The sequence below is a fragment of the Micromonospora sp. WMMC415 genome (assembly GCF_009707425.1).
In the GTDB taxonomy this organism is placed as follows: Bacteria; Actinomycetota; Actinomycetes; order Mycobacteriales; family Micromonosporaceae; genus Micromonospora.
The window spans coordinates 608,701-631,226 of record NZ_CP046104.1 but is presented as its reverse complement, the minus strand read 5'-3'; the positions used below and the strand labels follow the sequence as shown (position 1 = coordinate 631,226).

Genomic DNA, 22,526 nt, shown 5'->3' with positions numbered 1-22,526 from the left:
GACGGCCGTCCCCGTCCCGGTCACATCCGTTCGGGGGTCCGGATGCCGAGCAGGTAGAGGCCCTGCCGGAGTACCCGGGCGGTCAGGTCGCAGAGCACCAGCCGGCTGTCCCGGCTCGGTCCGTCGGCCCGCAGCACGGGGCAGCGTTCGTAGAACGCGCTGAACGCGGCGGCCAGCCGGTACAGGTATCCGGCCAGGTGGTGGAACTCCAGGCTGTCCGCCACGTCGGTGACCACCCCGGCGAAGCCGATCAGCTCGAACGCGAGCGCCCGCTCGGCCGGCTCGGCCAGCGAGATCGGCGCGTCCGGCTGAGCCGTCACCCCGGCCCGCCGGAAGATCGACTGGATCCGGGAGTACGCGTACTGGAAGTAGGGGGCGGTGTTGCCATCCAGCGAGAGCATCCGCTCCCAGTCGAGCACGTAGTCCTTGTGCCGGTCGCTGGACAGGTCGGCGTACTTGATCGCGCCGATGCCGACCGCGCGGCCCACTTCGGCCGCCTCCGCCTCGCCCAGGTCCGGGTTCCGCTCGCGGGCCAGCGCGGTGGCCCGGGCCGCCGCCTCCTCCAGCAGCCCGACCAGCTTCACCGACCCGCCGGCCCGGCTGCGCAGCATCCGCCCATCCGGCCCGAGGATCGACCCGAACCCGACGTGCTCGGCCCGAGCCGGCGGGGCCAGCCAGCCGGCCTGCGCGGCTGCGGCGTACACCATGTCGAAGTGCCGCCGCTGCGGCAGCCCGACCACGTAGAGCAGCCGGGTCGCGCCCAGCGTGCCGGTCCGGTGCCGGATCGCCGCCAGGTCGGTCGCCGGGTAGCCGTACCCGCCGTCGGACTTGCGCACGATCAGCGGCAGCGGCTCGCCGTCCCGGCCCACCGAACCGGGAGGGAACACGCAGGCCGCGCCCTCGCTCTCCCGGAGCAGACCGCGTCGGTCCAGGTCCTCGACCACCGGGCCGAGCAGGTCGTTGTAACTACTCTCGCCGTGGAAGGCCCGCTCGGTGAGGGTCACGTCGAGCAGGTCGTACACGGTCATGAAGTAGCGCTCGGACTGCTCCACCAGCAGCCGCCACAGCCGCAGCGTCGCCGGATCGCCGCCCTGCAAGGCCACCACCCGCAGCCGGGACCGCTCGCGGAACGCTTCGTCGGCGTCGAACTTGGCGCGGGCCGCCTTGTAGAACGAGTCCAGGTCGCCCATGGACAACTCCTGCGCCGCCTCGACCTCGCCCAGGTCGACCAGGTGCTCGATCAGCATCCCGAACGGTGTGCCCCAGTCGCCCAGGTGATTGGCCCTGATCACCCGGTGCCCCAGCCACTCCAGCAGCCGGGCCGCCGCGTCGCCGATCACCGTCGACCGCAGGTGCCCGACGTGCATCTCCTTCGCCACGTTCGGCGCCGAGTAGTCGACCACCACCGTCTCCGGCTCCGCGACCACCGGCACCCCGAGCCGCGGGTCGGTGGCCAGCGCGGCAACCAGGCCGGCCAAAGCCTCGCCGGCGACGGTCAGGTTGAGGAAGCCCGGCCCGGAAACCTCCGCCACGGTGCACAGGTCGGCCAGGTCCGCGCGGTCCAGCACCTCGGCGGCGATCGACCGCGGCGGCCGGCCGAGCCGCCGGGCCAGTGCCAGCGCCGCGTCGGACTGGAAGTCCGCGCGCTGGGAGCGCCGCACTACCGGGTCGACCGGTACGCCGGCCACCGTCTCGAACGCCGGCGCCAGCCGGTCGGTCAGCAGTTGCTCAAGGTCCATGGGTACGCCGATCTCGCTCGGATCCACTTCACGCGGATCACCAGACTTCGGATGCGGGCGGACCGAGGACGATCGGCGAGGACCGGCGGCTCAATCCGCCGGTCGCAGAGAGGAATGCTCAGCGCAGGCGGTCGCGGGACCGCCGGCGTCGCAGCGCGCCGACCTGGACGTCGGGGGACGTCGTCGGGTACGCGTGCAAGCTGGTCATGGCAGCAGCCTAACCGTCCGGCCCAGGGGCGGCGCAAGGCCGTAACCGGGCCGACCGTCATCCAGCCCCGTGTTGACCAGCGCGCGTCTCACAACGGGAGCGTGGACCGCCAGGCGGCGACCAGTTCCGTCACGTCGGGGTGTCGATCCCCGGGTGCCGGGCGGGTGGCGCGTGTCGCGAGCCGAGCTTGGGCCGGGGAGCCGCGCCAGCCGTGTGGGGAGTCCAGCAGGTGCTGGATGGTGCGGCCGAGGGTGTACACGGTGGTGCGCTGGTCGATGACGGCACCGCGGACGAACTCTTCCGGAGCCATGTAGCGGCGGGATCCGGGGAGGCGGTCGGCGTCGAGGACGAAGGGGCCGGGTCGGTACTCGTCCAGGTCGATCAGCCACATCTGACGTCTGTCGAAGTCGTAGAGGAAGCAGCCGTCGTACAGGTCGACCGCGACGTAGCCGGCAGCCGTGACGGCCAGATGCGCGTCGAGGATCCTGGTGATGGCCGCCTCGACGTCCGGGAGGGGTAGCTGCTGGAACCGGACCAACGCGGCGCGGTCCGAGCCGTGCCTGGTGGCGTGGTTGAGAACCGTGCCGTCGTGCCACGGGTAGACCAGCACTGGCCCGTCGGGGCCGTCGAAGACCTGCTCGGGGCGGATGATCGCCGGATGCTGGACTGCGGTGTGAAACTCGGCGGCCCGGATCAGCGAGAGGCGGGCCTGCGGGGTGGTGGCCTTCTTGACGAACCAGCGGCGCCCGGCATCCTCGACGCCGTAGGACAGGCATCCCGAGTCTTGGGCGTCGAAGACCGTGAACGCGGACGCGAGTGGCAGGTCGCTCTCCCTTACCACGGGATCAAGTGATCCACACCGTAGTGCGCCCACCACTGCGGTCGGTGCTTGCGCAGCGTCCTGTCGACGCGGGTGAGTAACAGCCAGTTGCCGTTGAGCACCAGCGCCGCGTCCTCGGGACGGTCGGCGAGCACCCGGGCCACCGTGGTCACCATGTTCGGCACCCCCTTGTCGGCCATGTCGTCGGTGCGCATGTCGAAGCCGATGTCGACGTACACCTCGGGCTCCCATTCCCAGTGGGCGTCGTCGTCATCTTCGGCGTCGTAGTAGCCGTTGCGTCCGGAGCTGATGGTGACCAGGTATCCGCGCTCTTCGTAGAGATCGGAGCTGAGCAGTTGATGGCCGGCCGGGGTGGGCGTTTCGGTGGCGTCCGGGGCGGCGAGATCCGCCACGTGTCGCAGGGGGATGGCACCTGCCAGCGTCAGCCGGTAGCCGATACTCATCTCGCCTCTCCTCCGTGTCGCGGCACGATCTGGATGATCGCACCACTTCGCGTCACCGCTGCCAGTTCCTTCAGTCCGGGGATGGGCCAGTCGCCGAACTGCTTGCGCAGGGACGCGAGGTCTCCTCGCCAGTCCTGGAGGTTGAGCACCACGCGTTGGGTCTGTGAGTCGCCGATCTTCTTGGAGACTTCTGTCCATATCCCCCGCACCTGCTTGGACGGGGTTGGAGAGTAGCAGTCGAAGACATGCCCTTCGATCAAGTAGTCCGGCGTCTTGCGGGGGTTTCCGATGTCGCCGGTGCGCAGTCGCGCGTCGGCGATCTCCCGTCCGGTCGGGTTCTGGTGCACCCGGTAGCCCTTGTCGGCGAGCACGCCGGCGCAATCGTTTTCGAGGGCTAGTGCCCGGCGGGTGGCCTCGTCCACGTCGGGCCGGATTTTGGTGCGGGGTCCTGTGGGCGACCCGCCGGGGACAGCAGTGGGGCGCCTCGCCCACGGCATGTCCACGTCGCGGTCACCGGCTGCCGCGTCGCCCATGTCCGGGCTCGTGCGCGAGTCAGCGGCGGTGCTCGAGGCAGGGCTGGCCGGTGCGGGACCGCCAGCCCCGATCAGTTTCCCGACGACCCCAGCTGCCGTGCCTCGGCGGCGGCCACATCGACGGCCCGACGGGCGGACCCGGCACGCTGAACCACCGACACCAGGACCTGCTTGACACTCTCCATCGACTGCAGCAGCGGCCCGGGCTGCCCACCCTGAAGCACCATGGCGACGAGCTGCTGCGTCTCACCAACCTGGGTGATGATCCCAGCCGCGGCGTCACGGGCGCTGTCGATCCCACTCTGGACCGGCAGCAGCCCCGCGATGGTCTCCTGCGCAGTCGCCTCGTGGGGAACGGCGGCGGTCATCTTCACGGCCTCGCCTATCGATCCGGCGAGGCCTCCCAATCTGCCCTGGACCGTCGCGATGGCATCCCGCACCCGGGCCATGCCGGCTGCCACCGCGGCAAAGCCGGCGCCCGCAGCACGCAGCGCCACCTGTTGCGCCTGGTTGTCGGCGGCGACGGTCAGCCCCTGAGCTCTCTCCACACCCGTCAGCAAGACCCGCAGCTCACCCGTGATCACCTCGATGTGCGACACGGCACCTCCGATCGATGACCATGGTGAAGGCCGTCCAAGTTACCCGATACCTCGATGCCGTGCGTGAGGGCTTGGCTGCGCATCCGGCCCCGTCTCGGTTGGTTGGCCACTGACCTGGCTACGAGCTATCGAGCAGTGCCATCGTGTCGATGGCCAACTCAAGTTGTTCGTCGTCGTGGACGGCGAAGGGCGCTCCGAACGAGCAGATGACCTGCTCGACGCCGGTGTCGTCCCATCGGCGGAGCTGCTGGGCCACTTCTGTCGGTGTGCCGACCAGGCGGGACTGCGACCACTGGCGTAGCGAGATAGTGGTCAGCGCTTCTCCGGGTGCCCACAGGAGGATGAGATGCGCCGGCGGACTGCGATCAAGGCGATGGCGGCTTCCCCGCTCGCGTTCGTCGATCAGACTGGAGCGGTCCCGGAGCTTCAGGTCAGCCGACTCGAACGCAGCGCGGAGATATACCGGCACCTCTATCACGGGTCGGGGAAACCTGGCGATCTGCTCAGCCTGGCGCGCGATCACCTCGACGCTGCGGTCGACGTCATGCGGCAACTGCCCGACGGAAGCCTCAAGCGCCGGGTCCTGCGCACCCGCAGTGAAGTCGCCACGCTTGCCGGCCGACTGACGTTCTTCGACCTGCAGCGGGCGGCCGACGCGCGGGGCTACTTCGGGCTTGCCCACGAAGCGGCTATCCAGGTGGGGAACGACCTTCTCGCCGCCGCCGCGCTCGGCCATCTCGCCTTCGTGCCGGCGGCCGAGCACAACACGTCAGCCGCCATCAGCTATCTCGCCGGCGCCGCTGATCACGCCCGACGCAGTGGGGTGCCGCTCATCCAGTCATGGATCGCGGCGGTGGAGTCCGAGGTGCTGGGACCGGCGAACGCGGCCGGAACGCTGCGTGCTCTCGACCAAGCCGCCGCACTGCTGTCGCGACCCGCTGACGCGGCACCGCCGGCCTGGTTCGACTACTACTCGGCGGACCGCCTCGACGGATTCCGCGGTCGGGTGTTCCTCCAACTCGGTCGGCCTGAGGAGGCCCGATTCGCCCTGACAGGAGCACTACGTGGACTCGGTCCCGGGGCGGTCAAGCAGAAGGCGGTGTTCCTCATCGACATAGCGAGCTCTTATCTCGACGACCAGCCGCAGCTGGACCAGGCATGTGACCTCGCCGGGGACGCCGCCGCAACGCTGGCGATGGCCGGATACGCAACCGCGAGCACCCGCCTTCAGGAGTTCCGTGCCCGGCTGAGGCCGTGGGACGACGCCACCGTCGTAGCTGACCTTGACGAGCGATTGGGTGCATTGACCGCATGACCGTCCAGAACTCTGTCTCACGGCGAATTCGCGCTGTCTACTTCGATGTGGGCGAGACGCTGATCGACGAGTCCACCGAGTACGGCACCTGGGCGGACTGGCTGGGTGTCCCCCGGCACACGTTCTCAGCGGTGTTCGGGCAGGTCATCGCGCAGGGACGCGACTACCGGGAGGTCTTCCAGCACTTCCAGCCCGGCTTCGACCTCAAGCTGGAGCGGCAGCGCCGTGCCGAGGCAGGTTTGGCGGAGCACTTCAACGGCCGCGACCTCTACCCGGACGTCCGGGAATGCCTCACTACGCTGAAGGCCGACGGTTACTTCGTCGGCGTGGCGGGCAACCAGACCGCCCGTGCCGGCCGGCTGCTGCGCGAGCTGAACCTGGGTGTGGATCTGATCGCGACGTCGGACGACTGGGGCGCGGAAAAGCCGACCCCTGAATTCTTCGCCAAGCTGATCGAGTCGGCGGGGTGCGCGCCCGAGGAGATCGCGTACGTCGGCGACCGCCTCGACAACGATATTCTTCCTGCGCTTGACGCTGGCCTGACGACCGTTTTCATCCGGCGTGGCCCGTGGGGCTACTTCTATGCCACCCGTCCAGAAGTAAGGCAAGCGCACATCCGCATCAATAATCTCCAAGAGCTTCCGCAGCGGCTTCTTGGCATTTAGCGAGCCCAGGGTGAGTTGGCGGTGATCGCCGAGGAGTCAGCAGAGCGTCCGCATTGACGCGGCCGGCCGGAGCGGATGGCGCGGCACACGGACGACCAGGCGGCAGCACTGTCGCGGCCGGTATGGGCCAAAGTGCCGGCTCAGCCGCGCCGCTGCGGTTGGCTCAGTACTGACTGGAGGTGCGCGATTTCCTGGAGCGCCTCGTCGTAGTGGTCGCTGTCCTCCCATAGTTCGCGCCACTCGGAGTCGTCGCCGACGATTCGGGTGAGCGCACGCAGGGCGAGGTCGTCGAGTTGGTGATCGAGGCTGAGTCGTCCGCCCTCAAGGAGGAAGTCCGGCGCGTACGGGGAGTCGATCGACCGGCCGCCGGGCCGGTGGGCGGCGATGATCGCGGCTGCGGCTATCGCCTCGACGGCCAGGTTGCTGTCGAGGTAGCCAGGTTCGTTCAGCACGGCCGTGAGTGCCGCCTCCACCAGCGCCGGCCGCTTCTCCGACGCGGCATCGTCGAGGTCACCGCACCAGTCCGCGGCCTCGTCGTTGTCAAAGGCCCCTGCGCCCCACGTCCCCACGTAACCTCCCGGCACCAACCGACCGCAGCCCCTACGCCCTTGCGCCGGACGCTATCGGCGGGGTCCGACGTTCTGCCTGAGGCGGATCCAGGCCGGTTGACCCCTCAAATCGGCTGCCGGACCTGACGCCCTCTCGTGCCGTCAGCGTGCCGCCGTGGTGGCGTTGAGGCGGCCCGGCGAACAAAAATGCGAGGGCGACGAGGATCTTCGGTCGCCATACTGGTCCGCATGAAGCTCGCTGAGGCTCTTGCGCTGCGCGCGGATGCGGCGCGCCGCGCCGAACAGCTCCGTGCCCGCATCGCGGCCAGCGCTCGCTACCAGGAAGGTGAGACGCCTGCCGAGGACCCGGCGGCTCTGCTCACCGAGGCTGGCGACGTACTCGGTGAACTGGAGTCCCTGATCCGGCGGATCAACCGCACCAACGCCGCCACCCAGGTCGAGGGTGGCACGCTCACCGACGCGCTCGCCCGACGTGATGTTCTGCGTCTGCGGCACGGTCTGGTCACCTCCGCCGCCGACGCCGCAGCGGGAGAGGGCCAGCGCGGCTTCCGGCAGTTGCGGTCCGAGTTGAAGATGATCCCGGCGCTGCCGGTGGCCGAGCTGCGCGGGCAGGCCGACGACCTTGCCCGGCAGCTTCGTGAGGTCGACACCCTCATCCAGCGCACGAACTGGGAGGTCGACCTGCTGGACTGAGAAACACGGGTACGAAGCAGGTAGCCGACGTGGAAGCGTGCGCGAACCCGAGAGCCGGCGGGCGAAATCCGGCTCATTCCTGGCGCGCCGAGGGCAGGCGCAGGGGTTCGACTCCCCAACACACACCGCACGCCCAGCACGACACACAGGTGACGGCGCACAGGGCACAGCACACCACCATGCGCAGATCCACGACGGCGAGGGCGGGACCGGGGACCTCCGTACCCAGATCAGCAGCGGCCGGCGAGCCACCATGGCAAGGCCAGGGCCTCGCCGCCGAGCGCTCGGACGGACGTCAACCCCGAGCCGGCGTTCGGGTAGCCTGTGGCACAACGGGCCGTTAGCTCAATAGGCAGAGCTGAGGACTTTTAATCCTTAGGTTCTGGGTTCGAGTCCCAGGCGGCCCACTTACGTGAGAGTACGCGAACCGGCTTGCGTGCTCCCATGAACGACCCCGGTGTACCCAGACCCACGGCTATCCGGTGAACCGCTCTGGGTTTGGTGGAGGCTCCATTCCGTGAGATGGAGTCATGGCACGACCGAGCAAGTACTCAGCTGCCTTCCGGGCGCGGGCGATGCGCCTGGTCGGCGAGGCCAGGCCGGAGCACGACACCGAGTGGGCGGCGATCACGTCGGTGGCGCACAAGCTCGGCGTCAGCAGCGAGACGCTGCGTAAGTGGATCCGGCAGGCCGAGGTTGACACCGGCCGGCAGCCGGGGACCACGTCGGATGAGTCGGCCGAGCTCAAGCGGTTGCGACGGGAGAATGCCGAGTTGCGTCGGGCCAACGAGATCCTGAAGGCGGCGAGCGCGTTTCGCCGCGGAGCTCGACCGCCCCGGGCCGAGATGATCCGCTTCGTCGACGAACACAAGGATCGTTTCGGGGCCGAGCCGATCATCAATGTCCTGCGCGGCACTGATGCCGGGTTTCTGTCGGTGTCCGGCTACTACGCGGCCAAGACCCGCCCGCCCTCGGCCCGCAGCATGGCGGACGCCGCGCTGGGTGAGCGGATCCGGCAGGCGCACGAGGCGAACTACGGCGTCTACGGGGTGCGCAAGATACACGTCGCGCTGCGCCGTGACGGTGTGCAGATCGGCCGCGACCATGTCGCTCGGCTGATGCGTCAGCTCGGGCTGGCCGGTGTGCGTCGGGGCAACTGCCCGACCCGCAGACCTGGTCAAGCGGCAGTTCACCGCCGCAAAGCCGAATCAGCTGTGGGTCTGCGACATGACCTACATCCGCACCTGGGTCGGCTTTGCCTACCTCGCCCTGGTCATCGACGTGTACTCCCGGCGCCTGGTCGGCTGGGCCCTGACCACCCACCTACGCACCGACCTTCCCCTGGAAGCCCTCGAAATGGCGGTCTGGGCCTGCAACGAGCGGCTCGAGGGGTTGATCCACCACAGCGGGGGAGTGTGGATCTAACGGTGTTTCCGGCCTGACCCGCCAGGCGTTGTGCCTGGTGAAGAGGGTGCCGTGATGACCGCGACACTGAACGACCAGACCAGACGCAAGAAGCGGGCGGAGCCGTCGGCGGAGGCGAGGGCCGCCGCCGAGCTGGTCCGGGCCGCGAAGGAACAAGGCCTGTCGCTGACCGGCCCGGACGGGCGCTCAGGCAGCTGACCAAGACGGTCCTGGAGACCGCGCTCAACGAGGAAATGACCGAACACCTCGGCTACGCCAAACATGAACCCGACGGTGCCGGCTCGGGCAACATCCGCGATCTGACCCACCGCTTTACCGCCTGGGCCCGTCTCCACGGTGACGATGCACGCGGAGGGGCCGCTGCCTTCCAAGATTCCGGAGAGGGATGAGCCGCAAGACGATTGCGTATGGGGGTGAGCGGGGCAGGCATGGGCGTACGGCTCGCGGGGCGGTTCACTGGGTGATGACGTGAACGAGTCAGCTCCAAAGGTCGCCAGGCAACTCGATCGCGGCGAGTCGACGACCGCACCAGGAAACGGGGGTGGCACCCATGTCGGAGTTCATCAGTCTCGCCGCGCTCGCGGGCGCGGCGTTCACCAGCGGGCTGATGGCGGGGCTGTTCTTCGCGTACGCCTGCTCGGTCATGCCGGGTCTGGCCGCGACCGACGCGCGGACCCTGGTCGGCGCGATGCAGTCGATCAACCGGAAGATCCTCAACGGCTGGTTCCTGGCCGCGTTTCTCGGTGCGCCCGTGCTCACGGTGCTGGCCGTCGCGCTGCAACCGGGAGACGGCCCGGTGCTGGTGTGGAGCGCCGCCGCGCTGGTGGCGCACCTGGTGATGTTCGGCGTCACGATGCGGGTCAACGTGCCGCTCAACAACCGACTCGACGCCGCCGGGCCGGTGGACCGGATCGGCGACCTGGCAGCGGTGCGGGAACGGTTCGAGCGGCCGTGGGTGCGGTGGAACCTGGTCCGCACCGTCGCCTCGGCCGCCGCCTTCGCCGCCCTGCTCGGGGCGCTTCTCGCCCACTGACGGGCGCCGACAGCGGGACCAGAAGCACGCCTGGGTCCGCCAGGCCCCTCGCCCGTGAGCCCACCGCAGCCCGACCCGCCGGGCGCGCCGGCCGGTCCCGCGGGACGGACGGCCGCAGGCCACCGCCGGGGCGGTTGGGGAGCGGCTGACCGGGTACGGGGTCGGACATGCGGATCGTGGTGGTGGGGGCGAGCGGCAACGCCGGGACGGCCCTGTTGCGCCGGCTGCGCCGGGAGCGCGGACTGGACCTGGCCGGGGTGGCGCGACGCCTGCCCGGCCCGGACGCCGGTGAGCCGTACGACCAGGTGGAGTGGCACTCCTGCGACATCGGCGCGCCGGGCGCGGACGCGCAACTCGCCGAGATGTTCGCGGGTGCCGGTGCGGTGGTGCACCTGGCCTGGCAGATCCAGCCCGGCCACGACCAGCGGGTGCTGCGCCGCACCAACGTGGGCGGCAGCCGCGCCGTGATCGACGCGGTGGTCCGGGCAGGCGTGCCGGCCCTGGTGTACGCGTCGTCGGTCGGCACGTACGCGCCCGGCCCGAAGGACCACCCCGTGAGCGAGCGCTGGCCGGCGACCGGGGTGCCCGGGTCCTCGTACAGCCGCGACAAGGCGGACGTCGAGGCGCTGCTCGACCGGGTGGAGCGGGAGCACCCCGAGTTGCGGGTGGTGCGCCTGCGGCCGGGCCTGAACTTCCAGCGGGCGGCCGCCACCGAGATCGCCCGGTACTTCGTCGGCCCGTTCGTGCCGTTGCGGCTGCTGAAGTACGGCCGGCTGCCGCTGGTGCCCACGAACCGGCGGCTGCGGATGCAGGCGGTGCACACCGACGACGTGGCCGACGCGTACGCCCGGGCGGTCCTGGGTGACGCGCGTGGCGCCTTCAACGTCGCCGCCGACCCGGTGCTGACGCCGGAGTTGGTGGCCCGGCACTTCCACGGCTGGACGGTGCCGGTGGCCGCCCCGGTGCTGCGCGTGGCCGCCGCGCTCACCTGGCGCGCCCGGCTGCAACCCATCGACGCCGGCTGGGTCGAGCTGGCCCTGAACGCGCCGCTGATGTCCAGCGAGCGCGCTGAGACCGAGCTGGGCTGGACGCCCCGGCACGACGCCCTCAGCGCGCTGAGGGAACTCTTCGCCGGGATGGCCGAGGGCGCGCACACTCCCACCCCACCGATGACCCGTGCCGGGAACGCCCCGCGTCACCCCGTCCCGGGCCACGGCAACCCCTACTGATCCGGGGTCAGCTCAGGCGGGACGACGTGACCGTGGGGTTGCGGGCGCCGAGGAAGAAGATGCCGGGGTAGCCCCGGGTCTCGAAACCACGGCTCGGGTTGCGGCGGAGGGTCGAGTTCTCGATCCGCATGGTGCCGGTGCGGTTGTTGCTGACGAAGAAGACGGCGCCGCCGCCCTCGTTCGCGTCGTTGCCCTCGATGACCGTGCCGGCGATCCGGACGGTGAACTCGTTGCCGTCGCAGTAGATCGCCCCACCGCTGCCTCCGCCCGGCGCGCCGGCCCGGGCCGGGTTGGCGCCGCTGCCGATCGCCTCGTTGTCACGCAGCACGCTGTTGAGCACGACCCACGAGACGCCGATGCTGCTCAACGCGCCGCCGTTCGAGCAGGAGCCGCCGGTGAAGGTGCTGTTCACCACGTAGACCGGCTTGTTCTCGTACTGGCTGAGCACCCGTACGGCCGCGCCGCCGAGGTCGGGCCCGGTGCGGTCGCACCGGTTGCGGACGAACCGCGAGTTGACGATCTTGAGCCGCCCACCGCGGACGAAGACGGCACCGCCACCGCCGCCCTCGGCCTCCTCCCCGGTGGAGTTGCCGTCGGCGAACGTCAGGTTCTGCACGGTGAGCTGCGGGTGGTCCTGGTTCTGGCAGTGCGAGGTGGTCCAGCCCTGGGCCTGGTCGCAGGTGTTCATGTAGAGGATCCGCCGCTTCCCCTGGCCGCTCAGGGTGACCCTGCCGCCGCCGTCCAGGACCACCTTCGGCCCATTGGCGTTGCGGACCTTGGCCGTGGCCGTCATGGTGATCGTCACCGGGTCCGGCCCGCAGTCGAAGGTGATGATCCCGCCGGCCGCGACCGCCTTCACCACCGCCGCGGACGTGCAGCTCGCCGGCGTGCCGGTGCCGATCCTGCGGGTGGGCCTGGACGTGTCCACCGCCCGCGCCTCGGCCGGCACGGCGGCGGCGCCGTCGGGGTTCCCGGCCGGCGCCGGCCGCGCCGAGGGGCGCGGGCTGGGGGACGGCCCGCCCAGCCCGGCACGGGCGGCCGGACGATCCACAGCGGACGCGGACGACGGGGGTGTCGCGGACGTGGCGACCGGGGCTGGCGTCGCCGGCTCGGTGGAACCGCAGGCGGCCAGCGTCGCGGCGACGACGGCCAGGGCGGCCAGGACAGCGGCGGGCTTCAGGTGCACCTCGTGATGGTAGAAGCGGGTGGGCCGGGCGCCGAGAACGTTAAGGAGGGCCTAAGGAACCGGCTCAGAAGTCGGCGAAGAGGTACGGCAGCCGGCGCGGGAACAGGCGACGCAGCTCCGCACCGGCCTCGGCGGGCACGTCGCCCAGGCCGCGCAGGCGCACCTCCACCGGGTCCAGCACCCCGTACGCCAGTGCGGAGAGCCCGGCCGCGGTCAGCGTCGCCGACGGGGCGGTGCCGGTCTCGCCACGGACGATCTCCAGCGCGCCGGTGGTGCCGTCGAGCAGGTACCCGCCGGCCAGCCAGCGGTCCCCGGTCAGCTCCACCCGCACCCGGCCCGGGCCGGCGGGAAGCCCGGCGAGCGCATCCACCGCCAGCAGCCGGGCCATCGGCGCGGAGGAGCCCGGCCGGGCCACCCGGCTCTCGACGTGCACCTCGAGATCGGTGAGCCACAGCTCGGGCGTCTCGGTGACGGGGACATCGAACCGCACCGTCGCCACCTGGTCGACGTGCCGGGCGAAGAACTGCAACAGCAGCGCCCGGGCGTGCGGGTCGGTGGCGAGCAGGTCGTCGGCGGCCAGCGTGCCACCGTGGTCGTCGATGCGGTAGGTGACCGCCCCGGTCACGACGCCGTCGACCCGTGCGGTCACCAGCCACCGCTCGTCCCGGTCGCGCAGCGCGACCGCCCGGTAGTCGGGGAAGAGCGCGAAGCCGTGCCGGTGACGCAGGCAGCGCTCGGTGAAGTCCCGCCACGACGGGTAGCCCACGCCGATCCGCTCCCACCGCACCTCCCCGGGCAGGTCGGCACGGAGCAGCGGGGCCAGGTCGGCCACCGGCAGCGTGACCGTACGCGGCATCGGCAGCCCCGCGTAGCCGAAGCGTTCGTAGAACGACGGCCGGAACGGCCAGAGCGCCGTCAGCTGGTGACCCTCGTCACGCATCTCGTCCAGGAGTTGGTGCAGGAGCGTGCGCACGTGCCCCTGCCGACGGGCGAGCGGATGGGTGACCACCCCGGCGACGCCGGCCATGGGCAGTACGCGGCCGCGCAGGTTCTGCCGCATCGGGATGGCGGAGACCGCCGCGCACGTCTCGCCCGCCTCCTCGACGACCAGCGTCCGGTTGCCCTCGTTGTAGGGCAGGTACTCGCGGAACTCCTCGGCCCGCGCCGCGCTCCGCGGCGAGGCCTCGAAGGCGTACGCCTGGAGGGGGAAGCTGGCGGTGAGTCGCTCCTCCGAGGAGAGTCGGCGGACGGTCATCCGACCATCCCAACCCGGCGAGCCGGCCGCCGCAACCGCATTGGGTCTCAGAGCGGGGTGACGTCGGAGACCACGACGGTGACGTTGTCCGGCGCGCCGGCCTGGTGGGCCAGCTTGACGAGTTGCTCCCCGCAGAGCTGGCGGTCGCCGTAGCCGGCCAGTGCCGTGGCGATCGCGTCGTGCTCGACGTAGTCGGAGAGCCCGTCGCTGCACAGCAGCAGCCGGTCGCCGGGCGCGACGGTCAGCGCCCCGATCGCCGGCGGGGTGTCCGAGCCCTGCACCGCGCGGGTCACCAGCGACCGCTGGGGGTGGTGGCGGGCCTGCTCGGGGGAGAGCGCGCCCTGGTCGACCAACGCCTGCACGAACGTGTCGTCCCGGGTGAGCTGGGTCAGCTCCCCGTCCCGCAGCAGGTAGCAGCGGGAGTCGCCGACCTGGGCCAGCACCAGCGTCTCACCGGCCAGCAGCGCGGCGGTCAGCGTCGTACCCATGCCCTCCCGGGCGGGATCGACGGTGATGGCCGCGTGGATGCGCTGGTTGGCGGTGCTGACCACGGCGCGCAGCGCGTCGGCGGCCTCGTCGGGGGTGGTCGGCGGGGTCAGCTCGTCCAGGATGCGGATGACGATCTCGCTTGCCACCTCGCCCGCCGGCAGGCCACCCATCCCGTCCGCGACGGCGACGAGGCGCTCGCCCGCGAGGGCGGAGTCCTCGTTGTTGGTCCGGACCAGACCGATGTCGTTGAGGATGGCCGAGCGGAGGATCAGCGTCATGGGATCAAGCTTGCCAAGAACACCCTCCGTTCGTCTCTACGCGCCGGTGGGTGGATTGTGAAACTTGCTGACGCCTTTCACTCCTCGGCGGGCAGATCTTCCAGTGGGACGTCGAGGCGCACCGCGTCGGTGACGGTGGCGATCTGGTCGGCGAGCACGTAGACCGCGCCGGTGCGGACCCGGTCGGTGGAGACCTTCAGGTAGCCCGCGTGCAGGAGCCGGGCCGCCAGGTCGGCCGGGACGTCCGGCTCCTGCACCGCGGTCGACTCGATCAGCTCGTCCAGACTGCTGCCCGGGTCGGCGGTCGGCGCCTGCACGGTCACCGCGTTCGGGTCACCGCGCTGGACCAGGTCCACGGTGCCGATCTCGGTGCCGGCGGCGTCGACCACCCGCATGCCGGTGGTGACCCGGGAGAGGACCTGCTGCTGGCTCATACAGGCGCGGTTCCCGGCCGGTCTGCGCGCTAAACGCGGCCCCAACCGCCCGGCGGGCGGGGCGACAGCTCGCGCCACGTGTCGGTGCCGTGGAGCAGGGCCCGGACCGTCTCCTCGGCCTCCTCGGCGGTGTCGTACTCGTAGAACTTGGAGACCCCCTCCGACCCGCCGGCGCGCTGCTCGACGTACCACCGGTCGGCGTCGGCCCGGAGGAAGACATCCCGCCGGGCCAGGCGGCCCCATTTCCCGTTCCACCAGTGCTTCCGCTGCTCCATGGCGGGGACTCTATCGAACAGACGTACGAAAATGTGCGGCCCCCGCGGGATTCCCGCGAGGGCCGTTGTGCGTCTGCCGCGTTCAGTACCGGGTGGGCGGTTCTTCCCGCCGGCCGAGCACGTCGTCGAGAGCGCCGCGCTGCTGGGCGGGGGTGCTCCGGCCGGCCGCGACCAGGGCGTCGCGGATCTCGGTGAGCAGCTTGACCTCCTCGCTGGGCGCGGCCGGCGGCGGCTCCTCGCCCCGCCTGCGGCGCTCGGCGAGCCGGTTCATCGGGTAGACGACCAGGAAGTACAGCACTGCGGCGGTGAGCACGAAGGTGATCAGGGCGTTGATGAACGCGGCCCAGTCGAAGGCCTGTCCGCCGATCTTCCACTTGCCGGCGCTGAGTGCGGAACCCCCGCCGAGCAGCTTGATGAGCGGTTCCAGGAACGACTTGGTGAGCTGGGTGACCACGCCGGTGAACGCGGCACCGATGACGATGCCGACCGCCAGGTCGACGACGTTGCCGCGCATGATGAAGTCTTTGAAGCCCTTGAGCATCCGTACTCCCGAGGTGTCCGGTCTTCCGTCCGGCACAACCTATGCCCGGGGCGGCGGCTCCAGAAAAGCGCCCGCTTCGATCGCCGCCCGCTCGGGGTCGCCGGCCCGGATCGCGTCCACCAGCCGGGAGTGGTCGACGTGCCGCTCCGGGACCAGCGCGCCGGCCATCGCGGCCGCGAGGGTGCTGCGCAGGGCCGTGCCGACCGAGGCGTAGAGCTCGGCGAGCATGCCGTTGTGCGCGGCGGCGACGACCGCGGTGTGCAGCGCGGCGTCGGCCTCCACGAACTCGTCGACCCGGCCGCCGCGCCAGGCCGCCTCGCGGGCGGCGAGCGCGCCGTCGAGCGCCGCCAGGTCCTCGGGGGTACGCCGCAGCGCGGCCAGCCGCGCCGCCTCCACCTCGAACGCGCGCCGCACCTCGACGACCTCCGCCATCCGGTCGTCGGTGAGCCGGCGGGCCACCACCGGGGCCAGCTCGTCGGTCGACACCACGTACGTCCCCGAGCCCTGCCGGCACTCCAGCACCCCGGCGTGCACCAGGGCGCGGACCGCCTCGCGGACGGTGTTGCGCCCCACGCCGAGGGCCGCCACCAGCTGCGGCTCGGTCGGGATGCGGCCGCCTACCGGCCACTCCCCGCCGAGGATCCGCTCCCGGAGCTGGGCGATCGTCTCCTGCACGCGCCGGCCGCGCGGCGGCACGGCGACGGAATCAGTCACCGGTGGCACTGGTTACAACCCCTGCCGAAAATTCATCCCATGATTGTAGGTTCGACCGCATGACCCCGCCACCGCCGCCCACCGCCTCCACGAGCGTCCCCATCCCCGCCGCCCCCACCGCCCCCACCTCCGGCAGGAGGCCGCACTTTCCCCGAAAGAGCGGCCACCGGAGCACGGTAGGCAGCACTTTCCCCGAAGTTGCGGGTGGTGCGGGCACGGGTGGTGCGGGCGCGGGTGGTGCGGCCACGGGTGGTGCGGGTGCGGGTGGTGCGGGTGCGGGTGGTGCGGGCGCTATGGAGGTGGGCGGCGCGGTACGTGGCGGTCTGCTCGTGCTGGTCGGGATGCTGCTGGTCGCGGTGAACCTGCGGGCCGTGGTCACCAGCCTCGGCGCGCTGCTCGACGAGGTGCGGACCGGGCTCGGGCTCTCCGGGACGATGGCCGGCCTGGTCACCACGCTGCCCACGATCGCGTTCGCCGGGCTGGGCGCCCTCACCCCGTGGCTGGTCCGCCGCGTCGCCCCGGCCCGGGTGCTGGTGGTCGCCATGGCCGCGCTCGCCGCCGGCCAGGTGCTGCGGGCGGTCACCGGCTCGGCGTTGGTCTTCGTGCTCACCAGCGCGCTCGCGCTGGCCGGGATCGCGGTGGCGAACATCCTGCTGCCGATGCTGGTCAAGCAGCACTTCCCGCACCGCACCGGGCTGGTCACCGGGGCGTACACGATGGCCCTGACCGCCGGCACGACGGTGGCCGCCGCCTCCGCGGTGCCGATCGCGCACGCCTTCGGCTCGTGGCGGGTCGGGCTCGGCGTCTGGGCCGGGCTGGCCGCGGTGGCCGTACTCCCGTGGGTGCCCCTGGCGCTACGGGCCCGCGCCGCCGCGCGGCGGGCGACCCCGACGGCGAGCGCCGCCCCCCGGCTCCGGATCCGGCCGGCGCGGACCCGGCTGGGCTGGGCGATGGCGGTGTACTTCGGTGCGCAGTCGCTGAGCGGGTACGCGATCATGGGCTGGCTGGCGCAGCTGTTCCGGGACGCCGGCTACCAACCGGAGGCGGCGGGGCTGCTGCTGGCCGGGGTGACCGCCCTGGGAGTGCCGATCGCGCTGCTCATGCCGACGCTGGCCGGACGGATGCGGACACTGCGGCCGCTGGTGCTGTCGTTGACGGCCGCGTCGACGCTCGCCTACCTGGGGCTGGCGCTGTCCCCGCACGACGGCGCGCTGCTCTGGGTGACCCTGCTGGCCCTCGGCCAGGGAGCTTTCCCGCTGATCCTCACGACCATCGGGCTGCGGGCGCGCACCGCCGAGGGGACGGTGGCGCTGTCGGCGTTCGCGCAGAGCACCGGCTACGTCATCGCGGCGCTCGGGCCGTTGCTGGTCGGGGTCCTCTACGAGGCCACCGGTGGCTGGGCGGCGCCGATCGGGTTCCTGCTGGTCGCCCTGACGGTGCAGACCGGTGCGGGTCTGCTCATCGCCCGTCCCCGGTACGTCGAGGACGAGGCTTAGGAGGAGGCGGGAGTAGGGTCGCCGGCGACGGCCTGCTCGACCGTCGGGTACGTCTGCAGCACCTCGACGAGCCCGCTGACCTCCAGAATGCGCAGTACGCCCCGCTGCGGGGCGGCCAGCCGGACGACGCCGCCGGCCTCGTCGCAGCTGTTCTTGGCGCGGACGAAGACGGACAACCCGGTGGAGTCGCAGAACGAGACCTCGGCCAGGTCGAAGACCAGCCGGCTACGGCCCTTGTCCAGCAGGTCGGTGATCTGGTCCTGCAACTTGGGTGCGGTCGCCATGTCCAGTTCGCCCGCGACCGACACGACGACGACATCGCCGCGCTGTTCCGTGTGCACCGTCAAGGACATTCGCCAGACCTCCCGTTATCGGGGAAACGGTATCCCACGATCGGGGTGCCACGCAGATCGGGAGCCGATGTCCTGAGGCGCCCGTCATTCCTTTGCACCGTGACAAGTAGTTGACGGGTGTGCGGTGATAGAGTCCGCCCGGTCCAGGCTGAGGGGGTTTGCCATGGCGTTGAGCGCCGAGGAGAGCAGTCGACTGGCGGGTCTGTTGACCAGCCACGGCGACCAGGTCACACAGCGGTGGACGGAGGTCGTCACCGACTCGCTGCGGGGGCGGCTCAGCCAGGCCGAGCTGCGCCGGCAGGTACAGGAGCTGTACCGCAGCCTCGTGGCGGTGAGTGAGCAGGGCGCCCTCGACCTGGAGACCGAGCCGGCGGCCGAGCTGCGGGCGGTTCTCGCCGAGCTGTCCCACAACCGCGCCCGGCAGGGCTTCTCCGCCACCGAGACGGCGGTCAGCGTGTTCGCCCTCAAGGAGGTCCTGCTGGAGCTGCTGGACGCCGAGCGGAGCGACACCGCACTCCGCGACTTCGTGGCGTTCTCCGCCCTGGTCGACCAGATGGGCCTGTTCACCTTCGAGAGCTTCGTCCGCACCCGCGAGAGCCTGATCGCCGACCAGGCCGAGCAACTGCTGGAGCTGTCCACCCCGGTGGTGAAGCTGTGGGAGGGCGTGGTCGCCGTCCCGCTGGTCGGCACCCTCGACTCCGCCCGCGCCCAGGTGGTGATGGAGCGGCTGCTGCAGACCCTCGTCGACACCGGCTCGCCGTACGCGATCATCGACATCACCGGTGTGCCGGCGGTGGACACCCAGGTCGCCCAGCACATCCTCAAGACCGTGGTGGCCGCCCGGCTGATGGGCGCCGACTGCATCATCTCCGGCATCCGCCCGCAGATCGCGCAGACCATCGTTGCTCTGGGCATCGAGTTCGGCGACATCGCCACGAAGGCCAGTCTCGCCGACGCGCTGCGGCACGTGCTTCGGCTCACCGGGGTCGAGGCCAGCCGCCGCACGACCCGCCGGGAGATCTGATGGAGCGGGTGCCGATTCTCAAGATCGGCGACATCCTGCTGGTGTCGATCCAGGTCGACATGTCCGACCAGACGGCCGTCCAGCTCCAGGAGGACCTGGCCGAGCGGATCGTCGCCACCGGCTGCCACGGCGTGGTCATCGACATCACCGCCCTGGACATCGTGGACTCGTTCGTCGGGCGGATGCTCTCCACCATCGCGTCGATCTCGAAGGTGCTCGACGCCGAGACGGTGGTCGTCGGGATGCGGCCCGCGGTCGCCATCACCCTCGTCGAGTTGGGGCTGTCACTGAACGGGATCCGCACCGCCCTGAACGTCGAACGGGGCATGGAGTTGATCGCGCGGGCACGCGCCGACGATTACGCCGAGGACCTCGACGACGAACCGGACTCCGAGACGACGGCCTCGCCGTGACGACGGGCCTGGAGCTGGGCCAGCCGCAGGCGCAGGCGATCCACAGCGACGAGGACGTCGTCCGGGTCCGCCAGTTGGTGCGGACGGTCGCGGTCGCGGTCAAGCTCTCCCTGGTCGACCAGACGAAGGTGGTCACCGCGGCGAGCGAACTGGCCCGCAACACCCTCGTCTACGGCGGCGGCGGCACGGTCGAGGTGGCCACCGTCGACAACGGCAGGCGGCGCGGTGTCCGGATCGTCTTCGCCGACACCGGCCCCGGCATCGCCGACCTCGACCTGGCCCTCACCGACGGCTACACCACGGGCGGCGGGCTCGGTCTCGGCCTGAGCGGCGCCCGCCGGCTGGTGGACGAGTTCGACATCCGCACCGGCCCGGGCGAGGGCACCACGGTCACGGTCATCAAGTGGTCCCGATGACCGGCGACGCGGTCTCCGACCGCGGCGACTGGTTCCGGGTCGAGGCCGGCAGCACCGCCAGCGCCGTACGGCGGGCGGCCGAGCGGCTCGGCACCGAGCTGGGCCTCAGCCCGGCCCGCACCGCCGACCTCGCCATCGTCGCCGCCGAGCTGACCAGCAACCTGGTCAAGCACGCGGACGGGGGGATGCTGCTGCTCCGGCCGGTCCGGGCCGAGCGAGAGGCCGGCGTGGAGCTGGTCGCCGTGGACACCGGCCCGGGCATGGCCGACCTTACCGTCTCCTCCCGGGACGGCCACTCCACCACCGGCACGCTCGGCATCGGCCTCGGCGCGATCGCCCGGCAGGCGACCTGGTTCGACGCGTACTCCCGGCCGGGCCGCGGCACCGTGCTCGCCGTGCAGGTGTGGCCGCCGGAGGCCCGGCCCGGGCCTCGGTGGGTCGGTGCGCTCACCCGTCCCCTCACCGGGGAGTCGGTCAGCGGCGACGGGTACGCCTGGCGGATCGTCGAGGGCCGGCGTCAGCTGCTCACCTGTGACGGCCTGGGGCACGGGCCGCTCGCGGCCGCGGCCACCGGAGCCGCGATCGACGCGTTCCACCGGGCTCCCGCCGCGTCGCCCACCGCGGTCGTCCAGCACCTCCACCGGTCCATCACACACACCCGGGGTGCCGCGCTCGCGGTCGCCGAACCCGATCCCACCACCGGCATGCTCCGGTACGCCGGCGTGGGGAACATCGCCGGCGTGATCGTCACGGCGGACGGACGGCGGCGCGGTCTCGTGTCCCTGCCCGGCATCGTCGGGCACCAGCGCCCGATGGTCCGCGAGTACGAGTACCCCTTCCCACCCGATTCGCTGCTCGTGATGCACAGTGACGGGGTGGTGGATCGCTGGCAGCTCGACGACTACCCGGGTCTCGCCGGGCGGTCGCCCCTCGTGGTGGCCGCGACCGTTCTGCGGGACGCCGGCATCCGCCGCGACGACGCGTGCGTCCTGGTTGCCCGGGGGGAGCCGTGACCGCGCCGCTGCTGCAGATGGGGCTGCGCGTCGAGCACGACATCTTCGTCGTCCGGCAGCGGGGCCGGGAGGTCGCGGCGGCCGTCGGCCTGGAGCACCAGGACCAGGTACGCGTCGCCACCGCGCTCAGCGAGGTTGCCCGTGACCTGCTGCGGGCCGTCGGCGGGGCGGACGTGACGTTCTCCGCTGTTCCCGACGCCGTTGACGGTGTGCACCACCTCAGGATCGACCTCGCCCCGGTCGGGCGGCTCCCCGGTGGCCGGTACGAGCCGCAGTCGGGCACCGTGGCGCGTCTGGTGGACACGCTGGACGTGGTGGCCCGGGAGGGGGATACGGTCGTGAGGATGTCCCGACGTGTCCCCGTCGCCGCCGCGGCGCTGACCCCCGAGCGCCTCGCCGAGCTGCGCGCCGCACTCGCGGTCAGCGCGCCCGGCAGTGCCCTGGACGAGTTGGCCGCGCAGAACGAGCAGCTCATCGCCGCGCTCGACGAGGTACGCACGCAGCGCGACGAGCTCGCTGTGCTCAACGAGGAACTGGCTGAGACCAACCGCGGGGTGATGGCGCTCTACAACCAGCTCACGGAGGAGCTGGAGGAGACCAACCGGGGCGTGGTGGCCCTCTACGGTGAACTGGACGAGAAGTCGGCCCAGCTGCGCGCGGCGAGCGAGTCGAAGAGCCGGTTCCTCGCCAACGTCAGCCACGAGCTGCGGGCGCCGGTCACCGCGATCATCGGGCTCGCCCGGCTGCTGGCCGACTCCGCCTCCGACCCGCTGACCGCCGAGCAGGCCCGGCAGGTCGGGCTGATCCGCTCGTCCGCGGCCGACCTGCTGGCTCTGGTCAACGAGCTGCTGGACCTGGCCAAGGCCGAGTCCGGGCGGATCGAGCCGGACTGGGCGGAGGTGGACCTGCGGCCGATCTTCGGTCAACTGCGCGGCACGTTGCGGGCGCTCGCCACCCGCCCGGGAGTCGAGCTCGTGGTGGAGGAGCCTCCCGCCCCGGCCACCCTGCGTTCCGACGCGGTGCTGCTCGCTCAGGTGCTGCGCAACCTGCTGCACAACGGGCTCAAGTTCACCGAGCGCGGCGAGGTGCGGCTGCGCGCCCGGCGCGCCGACGACCGCTGGCTGCTCCAGGTGTCGGACACCGGCCTGGGTATCGCCCCGGAGCTGCACGACCGGATCTTCGAGGAGTTCTACCAGGTCCCCGGCGCCACCCGGGTCGGTGGCACCGGCCTCGGCCTGCCGTACGCGCGGCGCCTGGTCACGCTGCTCGGCGGCGAGCTGGAGGTGACCAGCACGCCCGGCGTGGGCAGCACCTTCACCGTCTCCCTGCCCGTGGGCGGAGTCTGAC

The 22,526-nt window shown here is 71.5% G+C and carries 27 protein-coding genes, 1 tRNA gene and 2 pseudogenes; 15 read left to right on the top strand and 15 right to left on the bottom strand.

Annotated elements, in window-relative coordinates; all coding sequences use genetic code 11:
- Nucleotides 1–20: 20 nt before the first annotated feature.
- The 6 genes from argS to GKC29_RS03020 form a co-directional block, all read right to left on the bottom strand.
- Nucleotides 21–1,739, bottom strand: a complete 1,719-nt coding sequence (gene argS / locus GKC29_RS03045) for an arginine--tRNA ligase (RefSeq protein ID WP_155329376.1) — start codon at nt 1,737–1,739, stop codon at nt 21–23.
- 296 nt (nt 1,740–2,035) lie between these two features.
- Nucleotides 2,036–2,788: a serine/threonine-protein kinase gene (locus tag GKC29_RS03040; RefSeq protein ID WP_155329375.1), complete on the bottom strand. Its 753-nt coding sequence runs from the start codon at nt 2,786–2,788 to the stop codon at nt 2,036–2,038.
- A complete protein-coding gene (locus GKC29_RS03035; protein ID WP_155329374.1) occupies nt 2,782–3,231 on the bottom strand; it encodes a SitI3 family protein in 450 nt (149 codons plus the stop codon). Before GKC29_RS03035 ends, GKC29_RS03040 begins: the two co-directional genes overlap by 7 nt.
- Nucleotides 3,228–3,653 carry a hypothetical protein gene (locus tag GKC29_RS03030; protein WP_155329373.1) on the bottom strand — a complete coding sequence of 142 codons (426 nt, stop codon included), beginning with the start codon at nt 3,651–3,653 and terminating at the stop codon, nt 3,228–3,230. Before GKC29_RS03030 ends, GKC29_RS03035 begins: the two co-directional genes overlap by 4 nt.
- Nucleotides 3,654–3,835: 182 nt before the next feature.
- On the bottom strand, nt 3,836–4,363 hold the full coding sequence (locus tag GKC29_RS03025; protein ID WP_155329372.1) for a DUF6244 family protein: 528 nt from the start codon (nt 4,361–4,363) through the stop codon (nt 3,836–3,838).
- 118 nt (nt 4,364–4,481) lie between these two features.
- Nucleotides 4,482–4,916 carry a hypothetical protein gene (locus tag GKC29_RS03020; protein WP_155329371.1) on the bottom strand — a complete coding sequence of 145 codons (435 nt, stop codon included), beginning with the start codon at nt 4,914–4,916 and terminating at the stop codon, nt 4,482–4,484.
- Here GKC29_RS03020 and GKC29_RS03015 point away from each other — a divergent pair.
- Nucleotides 4,908–5,678, top strand: a complete 771-nt coding sequence (locus GKC29_RS03015; protein WP_155329370.1) for a hypothetical protein — start codon at nt 4,908–4,910, stop codon at nt 5,676–5,678. The genes GKC29_RS03020 and GKC29_RS03015 overlap by 9 nt on opposite strands.
- The gene (locus GKC29_RS03010; RefSeq protein WP_155329369.1) at nt 5,675–6,343 is read left to right on the top strand and encodes an HAD family hydrolase; all 669 of its coding nucleotides are present in this window, start codon (nt 5,675–5,677) and stop codon (nt 6,341–6,343) included. The genes GKC29_RS03015 and GKC29_RS03010 overlap by 4 nt, the downstream gene beginning before the upstream one ends.
- A 140-nt stretch (nt 6,344–6,483) precedes the next feature.
- Here GKC29_RS03010 and GKC29_RS03005 read toward each other — a convergent pair whose 3' ends face one another.
- The gene (locus GKC29_RS03005; protein ID WP_155329368.1) at nt 6,484–6,912 is read right to left on the bottom strand and encodes a DUF4259 domain-containing protein; all 429 of its coding nucleotides are present in this window, start codon (nt 6,910–6,912) and stop codon (nt 6,484–6,486) included.
- 228 nt (nt 6,913–7,140) lie between these two features.
- On the opposite strand from GKC29_RS03005, the gene GKC29_RS03000 reads away from it, so the two are divergent.
- The 7 genes and pseudogenes from GKC29_RS03000 (at nt 7,141) to GKC29_RS02970 (ending at nt 11,292) form a co-directional block, all read left to right on the top strand.
- A complete protein-coding gene (locus tag GKC29_RS03000; protein ID WP_155329367.1) occupies nt 7,141–7,605 on the top strand; it encodes a DIP1984 family protein in 465 nt (154 codons plus the stop codon).
- Nucleotides 7,606–7,939: 334 nt separating this feature from the next.
- A tRNA-Lys gene (locus GKC29_RS02995) sits at nt 7,940–8,012 on the top strand.
- Between the two features lie 123 nt (nt 8,013–8,135).
- Nucleotides 8,136–8,696 (top strand): annotated as a pseudogene (locus GKC29_RS30450) (transposase); the annotation flags it as partial.
- Between the two features lie 49 nt (nt 8,697–8,745).
- Nucleotides 8,746–9,030 carry a DDE-type integrase/transposase/recombinase gene (locus GKC29_RS02980; RefSeq protein WP_370463303.1) on the top strand — a complete coding sequence of 95 codons (285 nt, stop codon included), beginning with the start codon at nt 8,746–8,748 and terminating at the stop codon, nt 9,028–9,030.
- Nucleotides 9,031–9,084: 54 nt separating this feature from the next.
- Nucleotides 9,085–9,329: pseudogene (locus tag GKC29_RS29450) on the top strand (transposase); the annotation flags it as partial.
- A gap of 251 nt (nt 9,330–9,580) precedes the next feature.
- Nucleotides 9,581–10,063 (top strand): DUF1772 domain-containing protein, encoded by a 483-nt coding sequence (locus GKC29_RS02975; protein WP_155329365.1) that lies wholly within the window; start codon nt 9,581–9,583, stop codon nt 10,061–10,063.
- Between the two features lie 167 nt (nt 10,064–10,230).
- Complete coding sequence (locus tag GKC29_RS02970) at nt 10,231–11,292, top strand: NAD-dependent epimerase/dehydratase family protein (protein WP_155329364.1); 1,062 nt, start codon at nt 10,231–10,233, stop codon at nt 11,290–11,292.
- Between the two features lie 7 nt (nt 11,293–11,299).
- On the opposite strand, the gene GKC29_RS02965 is transcribed toward GKC29_RS02970, so the two are convergent.
- The 7 genes from GKC29_RS02965 to GKC29_RS02935 form a co-directional block, all read right to left on the bottom strand.
- Nucleotides 11,300–12,472 (bottom strand): hypothetical protein, encoded by a 1,173-nt coding sequence (locus tag GKC29_RS02965; RefSeq protein WP_155333956.1) that lies wholly within the window; start codon nt 12,470–12,472, stop codon nt 11,300–11,302.
- A gap of 70 nt (nt 12,473–12,542) precedes the next feature.
- Complete coding sequence (gene eis / locus GKC29_RS02960; RefSeq protein ID WP_155329363.1) at nt 12,543–13,733, bottom strand: enhanced intracellular survival protein Eis; 1,191 nt, start codon at nt 13,731–13,733, stop codon at nt 12,543–12,545.
- Nucleotides 13,734–13,780: 47 nt separating this feature from the next.
- The gene (locus tag GKC29_RS02955; RefSeq protein ID WP_155329362.1) at nt 13,781–14,500 is read right to left on the bottom strand and encodes a PP2C family serine/threonine-protein phosphatase; all 720 of its coding nucleotides are present in this window, start codon (nt 14,498–14,500) and stop codon (nt 13,781–13,783) included.
- A 77-nt stretch (nt 14,501–14,577) separates the two neighbouring features.
- Nucleotides 14,578–14,934 (bottom strand): hypothetical protein, encoded by a 357-nt coding sequence (locus GKC29_RS02950; protein WP_155329361.1) that lies wholly within the window; start codon nt 14,932–14,934, stop codon nt 14,578–14,580.
- 29 nt (nt 14,935–14,963) lie between these two features.
- Nucleotides 14,964–15,209 (bottom strand): hypothetical protein, encoded by a 246-nt coding sequence (locus GKC29_RS02945; protein WP_155329360.1) that lies wholly within the window; start codon nt 15,207–15,209, stop codon nt 14,964–14,966.
- Between the two features lie 82 nt (nt 15,210–15,291).
- The gene (gene mscL / locus GKC29_RS02940) at nt 15,292–15,750 is read right to left on the bottom strand and encodes a large conductance mechanosensitive channel protein MscL (protein ID WP_155329359.1); all 459 of its coding nucleotides are present in this window, start codon (nt 15,748–15,750) and stop codon (nt 15,292–15,294) included.
- 39 nt (nt 15,751–15,789) lie between these two features.
- A complete protein-coding gene (locus tag GKC29_RS02935; RefSeq protein ID WP_155329358.1) occupies nt 15,790–16,473 on the bottom strand; it encodes a FadR/GntR family transcriptional regulator in 684 nt (227 codons plus the stop codon).
- Between the two features lie 284 nt (nt 16,474–16,757).
- Here GKC29_RS02935 and GKC29_RS02930 point away from each other — a divergent pair, with 284 nt between their 5' ends.
- On the top strand, nt 16,758–17,960 hold the full coding sequence (locus tag GKC29_RS02930; RefSeq protein ID WP_155333955.1) for an MFS transporter: 1,203 nt from the start codon (nt 16,758–16,760) through the stop codon (nt 17,958–17,960).
- On the opposite strand, the gene GKC29_RS02925 is transcribed toward GKC29_RS02930, so the two are convergent.
- Nucleotides 17,957–18,313: an STAS domain-containing protein gene (locus GKC29_RS02925; RefSeq protein WP_155329357.1), complete on the bottom strand. Its 357-nt coding sequence runs from the start codon at nt 18,311–18,313 to the stop codon at nt 17,957–17,959. The two genes, GKC29_RS02930 and GKC29_RS02925, sit on opposite strands and share 4 nt — an antisense overlap.
- 163 nt (nt 18,314–18,476) lie before the next feature.
- Between GKC29_RS02925 and GKC29_RS02920 the strand changes: the two genes are divergently transcribed.
- Genes GKC29_RS02920 through GKC29_RS02900 form a run of 5 tightly spaced genes read left to right on the top strand, consistent with a single transcriptional unit; the run spans nt 18,477 to nt 22,525 of the window.
- Nucleotides 18,477–19,337, top strand: coding sequence for an STAS domain-containing protein (locus GKC29_RS02920; RefSeq protein ID WP_155329356.1), 861 nt, complete (start codon nt 18,477–18,479; stop codon nt 19,335–19,337).
- Nucleotides 19,337–19,750 carry an STAS domain-containing protein gene (locus tag GKC29_RS02915; RefSeq protein WP_155329355.1) on the top strand — a complete coding sequence of 138 codons (414 nt, stop codon included), beginning with the start codon at nt 19,337–19,339 and terminating at the stop codon, nt 19,748–19,750. Before GKC29_RS02920 ends, GKC29_RS02915 begins: the two co-directional genes overlap by 1 nt.
- Nucleotides 19,747–20,166 carry an ATP-binding protein gene (locus GKC29_RS02910; RefSeq protein ID WP_155329354.1) on the top strand — a complete coding sequence of 140 codons (420 nt, stop codon included), beginning with the start codon at nt 19,747–19,749 and terminating at the stop codon, nt 20,164–20,166. The genes GKC29_RS02915 and GKC29_RS02910 overlap by 4 nt, the downstream gene beginning before the upstream one ends.
- Complete coding sequence (locus GKC29_RS02905) at nt 20,163–21,179, top strand: SpoIIE family protein phosphatase (protein WP_155329353.1); 1,017 nt, start codon at nt 20,163–20,165, stop codon at nt 21,177–21,179. The genes GKC29_RS02910 and GKC29_RS02905 overlap by 4 nt, the downstream gene beginning before the upstream one ends.
- Complete coding sequence (locus tag GKC29_RS02900) at nt 21,176–22,525, top strand: sensor histidine kinase (protein WP_155329352.1); 1,350 nt, start codon at nt 21,176–21,178, stop codon at nt 22,523–22,525. The genes GKC29_RS02905 and GKC29_RS02900 overlap by 4 nt, the downstream gene beginning before the upstream one ends.
- The last annotated feature ends 1 nt before the right edge of the window (nt 22,526 follow it).

What these genes read in the sequence shown, in the direction of transcription:
- GKC29_RS02955 (WP_155329362.1), bottom strand. Translation starts at nt 14,500, where the DNA reads ATGACGCTGATCCTCCGCTCGGCCATCCTCAACGACATCGGTCTGGTC.
- GKC29_RS02970 (WP_155329364.1), top strand. Translation starts at nt 10,231, where the DNA reads ATGCGGATCGTGGTGGTGGGGGCGAGCGGCAACGCCGGGACGGCCCTG.
- GKC29_RS03000 (WP_155329367.1), top strand. Translation starts at nt 7,141, where the DNA reads ATGAAGCTCGCTGAGGCTCTTGCGCTGCGCGCGGATGCGGCGCGCCGC.
- GKC29_RS02920 (WP_155329356.1), top strand. Translation starts at nt 18,477, where the DNA reads ATGGCGTTGAGCGCCGAGGAGAGCAGTCGACTGGCGGGTCTGTTGACC.
- GKC29_RS03010 (WP_155329369.1), top strand. Translation starts at nt 5,675, where the DNA reads ATGACCGTCCAGAACTCTGTCTCACGGCGAATTCGCGCTGTCTACTTC.
- GKC29_RS03035 (WP_155329374.1), bottom strand. Translation starts at nt 3,231, where the DNA reads ATGAGTATCGGCTACCGGCTGACGCTGGCAGGTGCCATCCCCCTGCGA.
- GKC29_RS02915 (WP_155329355.1), top strand. Translation starts at nt 19,337, where the DNA reads ATGGAGCGGGTGCCGATTCTCAAGATCGGCGACATCCTGCTGGTGTCG.
- eis (WP_155329363.1), bottom strand. Translation starts at nt 13,733, where the DNA reads ATGACCGTCCGCCGACTCTCCTCGGAGGAGCGACTCACCGCCAGCTTC.
- GKC29_RS02945 (WP_155329360.1), bottom strand. Translation starts at nt 15,209, where the DNA reads ATGGAGCAGCGGAAGCACTGGTGGAACGGGAAATGGGGCCGCCTGGCC.
- GKC29_RS02975 (WP_155329365.1), top strand. Translation starts at nt 9,581, where the DNA reads ATGTCGGAGTTCATCAGTCTCGCCGCGCTCGCGGGCGCGGCGTTCACC.
- GKC29_RS02925 (WP_155329357.1), bottom strand. Translation starts at nt 18,313, where the DNA reads ATGTCCTTGACGGTGCACACGGAACAGCGCGGCGATGTCGTCGTCGTG.
- mscL (WP_155329359.1), bottom strand. Translation starts at nt 15,750, where the DNA reads ATGCTCAAGGGCTTCAAAGACTTCATCATGCGCGGCAACGTCGTCGAC.
- GKC29_RS02950 (WP_155329361.1), bottom strand. Translation starts at nt 14,934, where the DNA reads ATGAGCCAGCAGCAGGTCCTCTCCCGGGTCACCACCGGCATGCGGGTG.
- GKC29_RS02930 (WP_155333955.1), top strand. Translation starts at nt 16,758, where the DNA reads ATGGAGGTGGGCGGCGCGGTACGTGGCGGTCTGCTCGTGCTGGTCGGG.
- argS (WP_155329376.1), bottom strand. Translation starts at nt 1,739, where the DNA reads ATGGACCTTGAGCAACTGCTGACCGACCGGCTGGCGCCGGCGTTCGAG.
- GKC29_RS02905 (WP_155329353.1), top strand. Translation starts at nt 20,163, where the DNA reads ATGACCGGCGACGCGGTCTCCGACCGCGGCGACTGGTTCCGGGTCGAG.
- GKC29_RS03015 (WP_155329370.1), top strand. Translation starts at nt 4,908, where the DNA reads ATGCGGCAACTGCCCGACGGAAGCCTCAAGCGCCGGGTCCTGCGCACC.